Origin of the sequence: Gilliamella sp. ESL0232, from assembly GCF_013346885.1 — a bacterium.
Lineage (GTDB): Bacteria > Pseudomonadota > Gammaproteobacteria > Enterobacterales > Orbaceae > Gilliamella > Gilliamella bombi.
The window spans coordinates 145523-159965 of the sequence record NZ_JAAEDW010000007.1; the positions used below are offsets into that span (position 1 = coordinate 145523).

Genomic DNA, 14443 nt, shown 5'->3' on the forward strand with positions numbered 1-14443 from the left:
GATCATAATTGTAAAAGAGGATGATGCAATAATTTATTTTTAATTAACTGTTAATAAAATTGGTAATAAATAAAAACTCAAATTTTAATTCTTATGCTATATCTGGCAGTTTCAAGTAGTTAATATACTATGCTTTGTAGATACCTATATTTTGAAAATATTAATTGATATAGTATATTAAGTTTTTTTAATTATTCAATTCAGCAATAATAAATTCATCTCATTTTTGAAATGAGTCATTATATTTTCATAACATTTTATTTTTCTTAGAATATATTTTCTTAATTTTATTGGTGTGTTGAACTTAGCTTTTTATTGGGTATATTTAAGTGATTGATGATTTTGCAGAGGATGGTTTACTTGCTAAGGCTATAGATGGGTTTGTGGCAAGAGAGCCACAACGCAATATGGCAAGTAAAGTCTCTGAATCAATAAAAAAACAGCATGCTCTTGTTGTTGAGGCTGGAACTGGAACAGGTAAAACTTTTGCTTATTTAGTACCCGCACTGCGTAGTGATAAAAAAGTAATACTTTCAACTGGCTCTAAAAATTTACAGGAACAGTTATTCAGCAAAGACTTACCAATAATAAAAAAAGCATTAAATTACACTGGCAAGATATCTCTTCTTAAAGGTAGGTCGAATTATCTTTGTTTAGAACGATTGTATAATCAATATGCAGCTGCAGGAGATCTTGATAAAGATTTACGTGTTGATTTAGTTCGTGTCAAAAATTGGTCAATTAAAACCAAAGATGGAGATATTAGCAAATGTATAACTGTCACGGAAGAAAACCCAATTTGGCCAGTATTGACCAGTACAAACGAAAGCTGTCTAGGAAGTGACTGCGAACATTATAATGATTGTTATGTTGTTAAGGCTCGTAAGCGTGCTTTAAATGCGGATATTGTGGTTGTTAATCACCATCTATTTTTAGCCGATGTTGTGGTAAAAGATACAGGTTTTGGTGAGCTTATTCCTAAGGCTGATGTAATGATTTTTGACGAAGCCCATCAGTTACCAGATCTGGCTTGTCACTATTTTGGACAACAGTTAACTAGTCGTCAGCTACTAGAACTTGCAAAAGAGATAACGCTTAGCTATCGTACTGAAGTAAAAGATATGTCTCAGCTACAGCAGTGTGCAGATAAATTGCAAAAAAGTGTTCAAGATTTGCGTATTGCAATTAATCAGCAACCACCTAAAGGTAATTTGCGAGTGTTATTCAAACAGCAAGCAATAAAAAAAGAGTTATCTTATCTTTTTGATGCATTAGATTTTTGTCGTGAGGTTTTAATGTTGGCAATAGGGCGATCTACAGCATTAGATAATTGCTTTGAACGAGTAAATCAATACATCAGCTTATTAAAAAAATTAAGTGAAACATATGTAACTGGGTTTAGTTATTGGTATGAATGTACTTATAATTATTTTGTTTTTGCGATAACACCATTATCAGTGGCCGATAAATTTTCTGAACTATTAGCACAACGTAAAGGTAGTTGGATTTTTACCTCGGCAACTTTGTCTGTTGATAATAAATTAGATTATTTTACTAAGCGCCTTGGTCTTACAAATGCCGAGTCCCTTATTTTAGAAAGCCCATTTGATTATTTACATCAAACTGTCATGTGTGTTCCGCGTTATATTCCTTCTCCTAATGAACAAGGTAATGCTGAAAAATTGGTCGATATATTATTGCCAGTTATTGAAGCAAACAATGGTCGTTGTTTCTTCCTATGTACTTCTTATGCCATGATGAATGCTTTAGCAAAACAGTTTAAAGAACTCACCAAATTACCAGTATTAGTACAAGGTGAAACAAGCAAAGTAAAATTACTTGAGCAATTTATACATAGCGGAAACGCCTTATTAATTGCTACCAGTAGTTTTTGGGAAGGTATTGATGTTCGGGGCGATACCTTATCTTGTGTTATTATAGATAAATTACCATTTACATCTCCAGACGATCCTTTAATAAAAGCTCGTATGGAGGATTGCCAAATGCAAGGTGGAGATGCATTTAATGATGTGCAATTACCTGAAGCTGTTATTACTTTAAAACAAGGTGTAGGTCGATTAATTCGCCATCATAATGACCGCGGAGCAATTATTATTTGTGACAATCGCTTGGTTATGAGACCTTACGGCGCAACCTTTATTAATAGTTTACCTCCATCGCCAAGAACACGAGATGTAAATAAAGTTATTAATTTTTTATTATCTAAAACTAACTTATAAAATTAAATATTTTGGAAAAGAAATGAGTACTATCTTAGCTATTGATACCTCAACAGAAGCATGTTCGGTAGCTTTACTTTACCGTAATGAAATCACTCATGATTTCATTATATCAGCACGCGATCATACTAAGCAAATATTACCAATGGTGGATAAACTTCTTGCACTTTCAGATTGTTCACTTGCTCAAGTTGATGCCATAGCCTTTGGGCAAGGGCCTGGTAGTTTTACTGGCGTTAGAATTGGCATTGGTGTTGCACAAGGTTTAGCATTAGGCATTGACAAACCAATGATAGGAGTTTCAACGTTGATGACCTTGGCTCAAGGTGTATATCGAACACAAAAAGCCACAAAAGTCATTGCTACAATTGATGCCAGAATGGGTGAAGTCTATTTAGGACAATACTCTTACAGCAATAATCAATGGCAAACAGTTATTTCAGAATGTGTTATTGCACCTGAAAAAGTAATAGAAAAAGTGGAAAATATAGGTAATGATAGTTATTGTGCTGGCACTGGTTGGCAAACTTATCCAGATATGATTAAAGGAATAAGACAGAGTGATATCTTATTACCTCACGCACAGGATCTAGTCGTTCTTGCTAAGAATAAATGGTTAAAGAATGAAGTAGTTAATGTTGAGCAAGTAGAACCAACTTATTTACGTAACGAGGTAACTTGGAAAAAACTACCAGGTCGTTAATAACAAGTAAATATTAAAAAGCCACCAAATGGTGGCTTGAATTTAATACACTCGTTTACATTATTCTTTAAATAAACCTAAATGCTCTTTTGCATAAGCTTCAAAATCGGTACAACCACCGATTGGTTTTTCATCAATAAAGATTTGAGGTACTGTTTCAACAGGTTTACCTACACTTTTAGACAGATCTTCTTTAGTAATGCCTTCTGCGTTAATATCAACATAACGATAAGAAAAATCATCACGTTCTTGAGAAAGTTTTTCAGCTAGTTCTTTAGCTCGAACACAATAAGGACAACCTTGACGCCCAAAAATTACAGTATACATTTTCACCTCGAATAAGTTTTTTACATATAAATACTATACGTTACTTTAAATTAAAGAAAAGTTGTTAAATATAGTTAATTAAATAGATTATATCTATTAATAATGAAATTGAAAAGCTAACGTGGCTACAAGACTTTACAAAAAGTTGGGGAAAGAAGTTTATTGTAAAATAGTCTAGTATCGTTACATGCTATAAAACTATTTAAAAAATCGCAAAATTGATATTAACCGACTTATTTATATTAATAAATTGGTAGAAATAAGTATAAGGAATAATGAAGTTATGATAGAATATAGACTGAAATCATGCACCTTAGAATACTGACGATTTTGTAGATCATTATTTTTTAAAATTACCACGAAATGCTTTATATGCAGTATTTCCTTTTAATGTTAAATCCTTCAATTGTAAATCTAACTTTATTACCAAAATAGCTGTATTCCCCGTTAGTATAAAACTAAAATTCATAAAAACTAGCTTAATCTTACTATCACAATTGGCTATAATTAGTTGCAGCTTGCAATACTAACAGCGACGTCAAGTCGGGTTATTACAGGGAATGCACCGCAAATGGTGGCATTATCGAGTGCAGATAAACATGGTTTTACTGTCAACGATGTTTTTTATAATGAGGTGAGTGGTACTATAAAATCTAGTGAAGTGAAAGGATTTGATAGTAATTTAACGCTTAATGAATTTTAAAGTGGTAATTTATACATCAAACAATTTAGATAGGATTGAGAATTATAATAATATAGATAATGCTGATCCACAGCATCCGTTTAAAGTTGAATCGACTTATTATTGGTGGTATGACAATAGCGGAAGACGCATAACTGATGATGATAAGAAAAAATTATAGGTTGTGACAGCGGCATTTCAATGCCATTAAAACTTACCATAAAAACCAATGTATGTAGCATCAATACCTTACCAATTCTATAAACAGAGGAAAAGTTAACCACACATACAGTGGTTCGATTGGTTAAGGATTTTTATATGCTTAACAAAACTTTACAAAAAAGTAGGTGAAAAATGAAATTTTTATTCTAAAATAAAGTTGAATTATTATACATTATAGTTCCATTTTGGAATTACCAAAAATGATGTTAATTGTTTATTTTATAATAATAAATCAATAAAAATAAGTATGAGGAATAATAAAGTTATGATAAAATATGGACTTAATCGGGCATCGGGCATCGGGCATCGGGCATCGGGCATCGGGCATCGGGCATCGGGCATCGGGCATCGGGCATCGGGCATCGGGCATCGGGCATTTTGTTAATCGTTTTATTTCACCTTTAATATTACGGCAAAACGTTTTATTTTTACTGTTATCTTTTTGTTTTAAACACTTCCGTTGCAAATCTCACTTTGTTGTCAAAATAACGACACTCATAGCTCACTCAAAACCGAAACTTACTCAAATAATGGGTTTAATCTTATTATCACAATGGATACTCGTTGGCTCAGCTAATGCAATACTAACAGCAACTTCGAGTCAGATTATTACAGGAAATGCTCCGCAAGTGCTGGCGTTATCGAGTGCAGATAAACATGGTTTTACTGTCAACGGTGTTTTTTACAGTGAGGCGAGTGGCACTATAAAATCTAGTGAAGTGAAAAAATTTGATGGTAATTTAACGCTTAACGATTTTAAAGTGGCGATTTATACTTCAAAAAACTTAGATAAAGTTGAAAATTACAGCGATATAGATGGTGATAGTGCCGATCCACAGGAGCCGTTTAAAGTTGAATCGACTAATTATTGGTGGTATGACAATAATGGTGTAAGAATAATAGGTAATGATAAGAAAAAAATGATAGGTTGTGGTAGTGGCTTTTCAATGCCATTAAAGCTCATCATAAAAACCAATGTTAGTGCCCATTCAGCATACGGAATACCTGATGTAGGTAAGCAAATTACCCTAGCTAAGACCTACCAAATAGCACCAAAATCGCAAATTTGTTATGCAAAACCGAATGATGTGATTGTTTCACCTAATCTACAATGGCGATCATATGATCCTAATTTGGCATCTAACCCAATTTCAGGACCTTGGGCTTGGAATGGTACGAATATAAGCCGACATCCTAACGCTGGTGGAGGGTATAGCGCTGATTATGTTTATAACTGGGGATTTAAAGCTAATCCAATAGAATCAGGTAAAACATTTCCAACAACTGGCTTTCCTGGAGCTAAATTTCAATTAGTGATGATAGGTGCACAAGATGATTATCGTTATCAAATACTCAATAACCCAGGTGGAGGTGTTTCTGTTGATCAAAATGGGGTGGTAGAACTTAATAGTAAGCCGTCAGGAAATGTTACGGTGAGGACAACGTTAAAAAGAGATACTTCAATCATTCATGATTATATATTTAACCCAACTTCTGTGTGGTTAGAACCTAAAAATAACGACAATATAACTTTATCTAATGCAATCAATTTATGTGGAGGAATGGATAATATACCTTTACGTAAAGATTATACTAATTCTCCAGCTATTAATGTTGCAGAAAATCAGAATTGGAAAATTTATCCCAATAGTTTTACGCGATCAATTGGCGGTTCAGTTATGGGGGAATGGGGCTGGCTATCGAATAAAAACTATCCTAAATCAAATTGGCCTAAAGATAATACTTACTATGTTCTTTTTTGGACTAGAGAAATAGATTACGCTAAGTATAATATTTATTTTACAGTTAACTTATCTGGTTATGTTTCTACACGTGAAGCTGAAAAGGGTGACAATAGTAAAATAGCGTGTAAACGTTAATGATTCTACAATATATGATAATATCGAGTTATATAAAACTCAGGTTAACTGAAACGTAACTCTCTGAATCAGTGACGGCTATTTTTATGATTTTAGCGCCATATTGCCTTCTGGTGATAAGGCGCTATTTTTTTATGTTTTCCATTACCATTGTTTCTCAAATTACGATAAATAACACAACAAGTAGTTCCTACATATTACTCAGTAAACTCACCTCTTTTAAGAACATTAGTTGTATAAAGAATTCACACACTATCATGAAATACTATCTATCATATAACTGTACCATCGGGCGCTAGTCTGCACTTTTTTAATGGTCAAGGCTCGCATATTCATATGAATATCCTTACTGTATTAGTTCTCTAGCCTACTACTCTTTACCATTTAACTTGCGGTGTATAATTTAAGCAAAAACTATGGAGGATGAATTCGATTTTTGTTCAATAGGATAAAAATTGTTTGTCAAAAACTTTCAGATAACTATGTGTTTTAGTATAAAACTACTTATAATTAATTTTGATATCATATAAAGTAATTAAACCGTTTGGCGAGTATTGTTTTTAAAATTATAGTACTTATTTAATTTTATTATGTTTATTTCTTAGTAGACGTTATAATCTTCATGAATTAACTAGCTGGATATGAATATGTTAAAAAAATTGATATTGATTGCTTTGTTGTTACCTATCACCGTATTTGCTGCTAAAAAAGAGTGTGGGATTAAGCCCAGTTATGACATTACGATAAATAGAGAAAGTGTACATATTTTTGATAAAAAAAATGATTTAATTATCATGCCAAATGGTAATGTCATTTTAAATAAAGAAACGATATCACTTAATCCATCATTACAAAAAGAACTGATTCAATTTCAGCAAGATTTACGTCAACAGTTACCGCTACTAGAACAACAATCATTAAGCCTTTTAACTGAAGTTAAAGAAACTTTTGAAAAAGCAATAAAAAATCAATTGGGCGATGATAATGAGCTAAAAAGCGAGTTAAACAAATTATATAAACGTTTAGTCAAGTTGTTACATGCATCAATTATTACTGAAAATGGTAATACGCGATTTTCTTACCGACATTTTAATAATATCAAAAAAGATGGAGAAGATATTGGTCAACGCATTTTTTATAATGTTGTGGGCGGAAGTATTTTGCATTTCGAATTTTTTAAAAATTATGGAGCAATTAAACAAATTTCTAAAAATGAATGGAAGGCTCAAAAACCTAAATTAAAAGCTTTTGATGCTCATATTTGTTCAGTTATTACAGATATTGATGCTCAATACAAACAAATATTGAATCAACTTAATCAATCAATTCATAACTAAATAGACATTAATAAAAACTTTTGCGAAAATGATACCTCTAATAAGATAGTTAAACGGAAGCTTATGACTGCACATATAATTGATGGGAAAGTATTAGCACAACAAATACGAACTGAAATTGCTAATAAAGTCAAAATGCGTATTGAAAAAGGTCTATCAGTCCCAGGATTAGCTGTAATTCAAGTCGGTTCAGACCCTGCATCAAAAATCTATGTTAAAAATAAGCAAAAGGCTTGTGATGATGTTGGTTTTGTTTCATTTGCTTATGACTTTACCTCGACGACCACCGATGAATTATTAGCATTAATTGATGAACTAAATCAACGTTTAGATGTGCATGGTATTTTAGTACAACTGCCTTTACCTGATAATATTGATAAAACAAAGGTTCTTGAACGTATTGATCCAAGTAAAGATGTTGATGGTTTTCACCCATATAATATTGGACACTTGCTACAGCGTGATCCAATCTTGCGACCATGTACTCCTTATGGCGTAGTCAAAATGCTAGAATCCACCGGCATAAATCTGTCAGGTTTAAATGCTACCGTTGTAGGAGCATCAAGCATTGTGGGTCGTCCAATGGCATTAGAGTTATTATTATTAGGTTGCACAACAACCATTACCCATAGTCGTACTATTGATTTAGCAAAACATGTTAGCAATGCAGATATTGTTGTTGCGGGAGTAGGCATTGCTAATTATGTTAAGGGTGAGTGGATAAAGCCAGGTGCAATCGTCATTGATGTTGGTATCAATCGTTTGCCAGATGGTAAACTTGCAGGTGATGTAGAGTTTGATGTTGCTGTTAAAAGAGCTGGATGGATCACACCTGTTCCTGGTGGTGTTGGTCCAATGACTGTTGCTATGTTAATGAGCAATACACTAGAAGCATGTGAAAAATTTGGTAAATAATTTATATTAATCAAGATTTACTAAATTTTATTCAAAAGATATATATTAAAAAAAGGATTATGCAATGATTATATTTCACACTAATTTAGGTGATATTAAAATCAAAACTTTTGATGATAAGGCGCCAGAAACTGTTAAAAATTTTGTTGAATATTGCAAAGAAGGCTTTTATAACAACACAATATTTCATCGTGTTATTAATAATTTCATGATTCAAGGTGGTGGTTTTGAGCCTGGAATGAACCAAAAAAAGACAAAATCACCAATTAAAAACGAAGCAAATAACGGTCTAAAAAATGAACGTGGTACTTTAGCAATGGCACGTACATCAGATCCTCATTCGGCAACTGCGCAATTTTTTATCAACGTGGTTGATAATGATTATCTCAACTTTCGCTCTGCGGACATTAATGGTTATGGCTATTGTGTTTTTGCACAAGTTGTTGATGGGCTTGATGTGGTTGATAAAATAAAAGCTGTTAAAACAGGACGCAGTGGTATGCATTCTGATGTTCCTGTTGAAGATGTTATTATTACGAGTGTCACGGTTGAATAATCCTGTTCGTTATTTTATTGCTGATATCCATTTAGCAGATAATGAGCCTGCTTCAGGTTATATTAATATAACCGCAGGCTTTTTGTCTTTTTTGGATACTTTGCCCGACAACTGCGAGCTTTATATTCTAGGCGACCTTTTTGATTACTGGGTTGGGGATGATGTAAAAACAAACTTACATTATCAAATTGCGCAGGCTTTACAAGCCTTATCAAAACGTAATATAAGAAAATATTTCGTCCATGGTAATCGTGATTTTTTATTGGGAAAAAAGTATGCACAACAATGCGAAATGACCTTACTGCCTGAGATTAATTGCCTTTCTAATCAAGGAAAAAACATCATTTTTTTACATGGTGATTTACTGTGTATTGACGACCATCAATATCAAAATTTCCGAAAAGTTATGCATAATAAATGGCTTCAAAAATTATTTTTATTTTTACCACTTTTTATTCGGTTGAAAATTGCAGCTAAGTTACGAAAAAAAAGTAGTCAACATAATCAACTCAAATCTGAAAATATCATGGATGTGAATCAGCAAGCAGTTATTGAAATGATGGTTAAACATAATGCAGATATTATGGTGCACGGTCATACACATAAACCTGCTGTACATCATTTTCAAATTGAAGGCAACACTGCAACTCGTGCGGTGCTTGGTGCTTGGCATGATGGCGTGACATATATTAAACAAGCGGAAAATAGTAATACTTTAGAACTTTATAACCATTCTTTTAAATAGTCACTTTGTAAAACATGTTCGGTCTTACCAAACTCAATCAGCTTGCCTTGATCTAAAATTGCAACATTATCGGCTATTTGTTTAACTTCATTAATATTATGTGTTACATAAATAATGGGTATATTTAGCTCATTAGTTAATTTATTAATATAAGTTAACAATTCTTTTTTTCTTGGCATATCTAGAGCTGAAAGCGGTTCGTCCATTAATAGTAGTAAAGGGTTGGTTAATAGTGCTCGACCAATTGCTACTCGCTGTTTTTCTCCACCAGATAACATAGCAGGATAACGATTTAATAATGGTCGGACATTAAGTACATTAACTATTTCATCAAATCTTGATTGCTTGAAATTTTTAGCACCATAAATCAGATTTTTAATAACTTTATAATGAGGGAAAAGTAATGCATCTTGAAAAACGGTACCAATATGCCGATTTTCAGGAGTAACAAAAAGGTGTTTATCGCAATCAACTAGTGGTAAGCCATTCAACTGGATTTGGCCTTGATCAGGTTTAATTAATCCATTAACAAGGTTTACTAGTGTGGATTTTCCTGAGCCAGAAACGCCTAAAATAGCAGTAACCCCTTGGCAGGCTATCTCATGATTGAATTGGAACGAAAACGAAGCAAGTTGTTTGCGAACATCTATTTTTAACATATTGATTATCCTGCTAACTTCTTTTTATGCCATCGATTTAACAATTCGGATAAAAAAAGTGCGATTAGCGATAACACAATCGAAATAATACACAGTCGCAATGCACCTTGTTCACCATTGGGAATTTGTAACAACGTATACATTGCTAATGGTAAGGTGCGAGTTTCATCTTGAATATTTGACACAAAAGTGATTGTTGCACCAAATTCCCCTAAGCAACGGGCAAAACCCAATACAATTCCCATAAGAATACCAGGAAAGGCTAATGGTAAAGTAATAGTTATAAAAACTCGCCACTTATGGGCTCCAAGAGTCCGAGCAACGTTTTCAAGGCGTGTATCAATTGATTCAATGGCTAAACGAATTGAACGCACCATTAATGGAAATGCAACTACAGCCGAAGCTAAAGCTGCACCTTGCCAATTGAAGCTAAAACTAATATTTAAATGGCTACTCAACCACTCGCCAATAACGCTACGTCGTCCCATGGTTATTAACAACAAATAACCTAAAACAACTGGTGGTAAAACAAGAGGAAGATGTACGATGCTATCAAATAGCGATTTACCAAAAAATTGACAGCGTGCCAATATCCAAGCGGTTAAAATTCCTATTGGCAAACTAAAACCAATTGCTGTGGCGGCTATCTTTACACTAAGTAGTAAGGTTCGCCATTCAAATTCAGTTAATAACATAGTTTTATAAAATTATTTACTTATTAAATTACTTTGTTATAAATCCATATTTTTCAAAAATAACTTTAGCTTGTGGTGAATTTAAATATTGATAAAAATCAGTTGCTTTCGGATTTAACAAAGTGATGGGATATTCGATAGACTTAAATGTATCTTCAGGAAAGGATCCAATTATTTTTACTTTATTGCTTATTTTTGCATCGGTACTATATACAATACCAAGCGTAGCTTCATTACGTTCAACTAGTACCAAAGCGTCTCTTACATTGCTCGCTGGGGCAAATTGTGGCGATAATTTATTAAATACCCCTAAATTAGTTAATGATTCTTTTGCATACATTCCTGCTGGTACATGATCAGGATCACCAATAGCTATTCTTTCACCTTTAGGTAAAATAATTTCCCAATTGGTATTTTTATTAATTGAAACATTCTCTAAATGTGAATTTTGAGGAGCAATAAGCACCAATGTATTTTTTAATAAATCGTGTTTATTTTTAGTTAAATTATGCTCAATAAGATAAGTCATCCACTTTTGATCAGCTGACATAAATATATCCGCAGGTGCACCTTGTTCAATCTGTTTAGCTAATACTGATGATGAAGCAAATGAGAATACAATATTTGTATCTTTATGTTCTGTTTTATAAGCTGCAGCGATATCTTGCATAGCATTAGTCAATGAGGCAGCGGCAAATATAGTCATTTTTTCAGCAGCTGAAACTGAAAAAGTTATTGCCATCATTAAGATAATTCCAATAATTTTTTTCATTCTGTTCCTCACAATAAAATTGAGTTAATTTTAACTGTTAATATTATTTATCTAATTGATTATTATGGTTTATTAAGTTATTTTGGACATTATTAAATAACCGATATATAAAATATAACATATCGATGCTAGCAGAATTTATATATAAAGTACAATTAAAATTCATTTAAGCTGATACGATATGACAATCAACAAAATTTTTACCAAGTTTTGAAGGAATGCCAAAAAGGGTCTACAATAATCACTATTATCTCTTCCAAATTGATTAGTCGGTTCTTCATGGTGTTAAATTATGTTTTCTCCTGAAATTTTATTAACGTTAAATATAAAACAGCAGTTATTTACTGATCCAAGGCGTATTGCGTTATTAAAAGCAATTGAACAGACGGGGTCATTAAGTCAGGCTGCCAAGCAAATTGGTATTAGCTATAAAACCGCTTGGGATGCCATTAATGAAATAAATAAATTAGCACCTAAACCTTTTTTAATTACCGCAATTGGTGGTAAAAATGGAGGAGGCACTAAACTGAGTGCTTATGCAGTTAGATTTATTCAACTCTATGATCTATTAACTCAACTACAACAAAATGCTTTTAACATACTAAATGATGACAAAGTACCTTTAGATGATATTTTAAAAGCAACAGCTAGACTATCATTACAAACTAGTGCACGAAATCAATTATATGGTACGGTTAAGCAGATTCAAACAAACGATGTCGCTGGTTTTATTACAGTGCTACTTAGTGATAATCAAACTGAGTTAAAAGTTTACATTACTCAGTCAAGTATTGAACGGCTAAAGTTGAGTACGGACAAAACAGTATTGCTGTTAATTAAAGCTCCATTAATTGAATTAAAAAATGAAATCGAGAACGAAAACTGCTTGTCGGTTACCGTTGAAAAAATCACTACTGATGGCAATTGGAGTGAAATTGCTTTTACACTATCTTCTGGCATAGTGCTTTATGCTAACAAATTAGCCAGTGAAGTAAAAAAGTCGGCTTTAGCTACAGGCAAACAATCAAAACTATTTATTAATCCACAAAATATTATTGTTGCGACATTAGTTTAGCAATATGAGGTTATCATGCTACAAATAGAAAACGCACATTTTAAAATTAGTGACTACCTAGTTTTTACCATTGAATCACTTACAATAAATCAAGGAAGTAATGTTGCATTTGTGGGGCGTAATGGCAGCGGTAAATCTATATTAGTTAAAGCATTGGCTGGTGAGCAAACATTATTATCAGGCAAAGTAATTAATCAATTTAACTCCATAGCACACATATCGTTTGAACAGCTACAAAAACTAATTGATGATGAATGGAAACGCAATAATACAGATATGCTAAGCGAAGGTGAAAACGATACAGGATTAACCACTCAGCAAATTATACAAGAAAATAATTTTAATCAAGTACTTTGCCAAAAATTAGCAACACAATTTGGAATTGAACACCTATTAACGAAACGCTTTAAATACCTTTCAACTGGTGAAACACGCAAAGCCTTAATCTGTCGAGTTTTGATGCAGCAACCTGATTTTCTGATATTAGATGAGCCTTTTGATGGCTTAGATGTGACATCACGTGAAAACTTAGCCGAAATACTAGCAGATCTTGCTAAGCAAGGTATCACAATTGTCCTTGTTTTAAATCGATTTAATGAAATTCCTACTTTTATTGAAAATATTGGCATATTAGCCGATTGCCAACTATTGAAAATTGATACAAAAGATACAATCTTAAACGATACAACTGTTAAGCAATTAGCTGATTTGGAAAATATTTCCAATATGCCATTACCAGAAGCCGACGAACCACCAACTCAATTAGCGGATCAATTAGATCGAGTCATATTAAATAATGGTTATGTATATTATGATGATAAAGCAATCATTAATGGATTAACTTGGCGAGTAAAAGCCAAACAAAATTGGCAAATAGTTGGACCTAATGGCGCAGGTAAATCAACGTTATTAAGTTTAATAACTGGCGATCATCCGCAAGGGTATAGCAATGATCTCACTTTATTTGGTCGTAAACGAGGTTCGGGTGAAACGATTTGGGATATTAAACGCCATATTGGTTATGTTAGTAGCAGCTTACATTTGGCTTATCGAGTTAGTTCTAGCGTTAAAACTGTGTTATTGTCAGGCTATTTTGATTCGATTGGTGTCTACCAAGCTACCAGTGATAAACAAGCTAAATTGGCTGATGAATGGCTACAATTACTAGGGTTACAAACGCAGGCGGATAAACCCTTTCAATCGCTTTCTTGGGGACAGCAAAGATTAGTATTGATTGCCAGAGCGTTGGTTAAACATCCGACACTGCTTATTTTAGATGAGCCGTTGCAAGGGCTCGATCATCTTAATCGAGAATTAGTAAAACGTTGGATAGATCGTTTAATTAGTGAAGGGTACACGCAGTTGCTATTCGTGTCTCATCACGCAGAAGATGCGCCAAAATGCATCACTCACCGATTGACTTTCATCCAAAACTTGGATCATAGCTATCAATATCAAATCGAACAGTTAAATCGAATGATTAGTTAAAACTATCAAAAGTAGCGTTAAAGATAGGAATAAACATTAAAATAAAAGGGATTTTTTTTTGAAATTTTATCTTGATAATTGAAAAAAGTTTATAAAGACTATATTTATAAAGTTATCCCCGTTGCCTGTGGATAACTCTGTGAGTAT

15 protein-coding genes are annotated in these 14443 nt (G+C 33.0%); 11 read left to right on the forward strand and 4 right to left on the reverse strand.

The genetic code is table 11. The features are described 5' to 3' along the window. The first annotated feature begins 329 nt into the window (after positions 1 to 329). Together GYW75_RS12650 and tsaB are read left to right on the forward strand one after the other, a co-directional pair. Positions 330 to 2240, forward strand: a complete 1911-nt coding sequence (locus GYW75_RS12650) for a helicase C-terminal domain-containing protein (protein WP_174799108.1) — start codon at positions 330 to 332, stop codon at positions 2238 to 2240. A gap of 22 nt (positions 2241 to 2262) precedes the next feature. Then, positions 2263 to 2943, forward strand: a complete 681-nt coding sequence (gene tsaB / locus GYW75_RS08870) for a tRNA (adenosine(37)-N6)-threonylcarbamoyltransferase complex dimerization subunit type 1 TsaB (protein ID WP_174799110.1) — start codon at positions 2263 to 2265, stop codon at positions 2941 to 2943. A 60-nt stretch (positions 2944 to 3003) separates the two neighbouring features. Here tsaB and GYW75_RS08875 read toward each other — a convergent pair whose 3' ends face one another. After that, on the reverse strand, positions 3004 to 3270 hold the full coding sequence (locus GYW75_RS08875; RefSeq protein WP_034912061.1) for a GrxA family glutaredoxin: 267 nt from the start codon (positions 3268 to 3270) through the stop codon (positions 3004 to 3006). A 511-nt stretch (positions 3271 to 3781) separates the two neighbouring features. Between GYW75_RS08875 and GYW75_RS08880 the strand changes: the two genes are divergently transcribed. From GYW75_RS08880 to GYW75_RS08910, 7 genes are all read left to right on the forward strand, one after another. Beyond that, positions 3782 to 3973: a hypothetical protein gene (locus GYW75_RS08880; protein ID WP_174799111.1), complete on the forward strand. Its 192-nt coding sequence runs from the start codon at positions 3782 to 3784 to the stop codon at positions 3971 to 3973. After that, positions 3963 to 4133, forward strand: a complete 171-nt coding sequence (locus GYW75_RS08885) for a hypothetical protein (protein ID WP_238786449.1) — start codon at positions 3963 to 3965, stop codon at positions 4131 to 4133. Before GYW75_RS08880 ends, GYW75_RS08885 begins: the two co-directional genes overlap by 11 nt. Before the next feature lie 316 nt (positions 4134 to 4449). Continuing rightward, positions 4450 to 6054, forward strand: a complete 1605-nt coding sequence (locus tag GYW75_RS08890; protein WP_174799115.1) for a hypothetical protein — start codon at positions 4450 to 4452, stop codon at positions 6052 to 6054. 641 nt (positions 6055 to 6695) lie between these two features. Further along, positions 6696 to 7391, forward strand: a complete 696-nt coding sequence (locus GYW75_RS08895) for a DUF2884 family protein (protein ID WP_081296753.1) — start codon at positions 6696 to 6698, stop codon at positions 7389 to 7391. A gap of 63 nt (positions 7392 to 7454) precedes the next feature. Continuing rightward, positions 7455 to 8306 (forward strand): bifunctional methylenetetrahydrofolate dehydrogenase/methenyltetrahydrofolate cyclohydrolase FolD, encoded by an 852-nt coding sequence (folD, locus tag GYW75_RS08900; protein ID WP_065560709.1) that lies wholly within the window; start codon positions 7455 to 7457, stop codon positions 8304 to 8306. Positions 8307 to 8370: 64 nt separating this feature from the next. Then, positions 8371 to 8862 carry a peptidylprolyl isomerase B gene (gene ppiB, locus GYW75_RS08905; RefSeq protein WP_065589345.1) on the forward strand — a complete coding sequence of 164 codons (492 nt, stop codon included), beginning with the start codon at positions 8371 to 8373 and terminating at the stop codon, positions 8860 to 8862. Then, positions 8831 to 9607 carry a UDP-2,3-diacylglucosamine diphosphatase gene (locus GYW75_RS08910; protein ID WP_065589344.1) on the forward strand — a complete coding sequence of 259 codons (777 nt, stop codon included), beginning with the start codon at positions 8831 to 8833 and terminating at the stop codon, positions 9605 to 9607. The genes ppiB and GYW75_RS08910 overlap by 32 nt, the downstream gene beginning before the upstream one ends. On the opposite strand, the gene modC is transcribed toward GYW75_RS08910, so the two are convergent. From modC to modA, 3 genes are read right to left on the reverse strand one after another with little or no spacing between them, the layout of a single operon-like run. Then, positions 9586 to 10266, reverse strand: a complete 681-nt coding sequence (modC, locus tag GYW75_RS08915) for a molybdenum ABC transporter ATP-binding protein (RefSeq protein ID WP_065589343.1) — start codon at positions 10264 to 10266, stop codon at positions 9586 to 9588. The two genes, GYW75_RS08910 and modC, sit on opposite strands and share 22 nt — an antisense overlap. Positions 10267 to 10271: 5 nt before the next feature. Next, on the reverse strand, positions 10272 to 10961 hold the full coding sequence (gene modB / locus GYW75_RS08920) for a molybdate ABC transporter permease subunit (protein ID WP_085163823.1): 690 nt from the start codon (positions 10959 to 10961) through the stop codon (positions 10272 to 10274). Positions 10962 to 10989: 28 nt separating this feature from the next. Continuing rightward, complete coding sequence (gene modA / locus GYW75_RS08925) at positions 10990 to 11745, reverse strand: molybdate ABC transporter substrate-binding protein (protein ID WP_446719042.1); 756 nt, start codon at positions 11743 to 11745, stop codon at positions 10990 to 10992. A 280-nt stretch (positions 11746 to 12025) separates the two neighbouring features. Here modA and GYW75_RS08930 point away from each other — a divergent pair, with 280 nt between their 5' ends. Together GYW75_RS08930 and modF are read left to right on the forward strand one after the other, a co-directional pair. Continuing rightward, complete coding sequence (locus GYW75_RS08930) at positions 12026 to 12808, forward strand: TOBE domain-containing protein (RefSeq protein WP_174799119.1); 783 nt, start codon at positions 12026 to 12028, stop codon at positions 12806 to 12808. Between the two features lie 15 nt (positions 12809 to 12823). Further along, positions 12824 to 14296 carry a molybdate ABC transporter ATP-binding protein ModF gene (modF, locus tag GYW75_RS08935; RefSeq protein WP_065560705.1) on the forward strand — a complete coding sequence of 491 codons (1473 nt, stop codon included), beginning with the start codon at positions 12824 to 12826 and terminating at the stop codon, positions 14294 to 14296. Positions 14297 to 14443 lie beyond the last annotated feature (147 nt).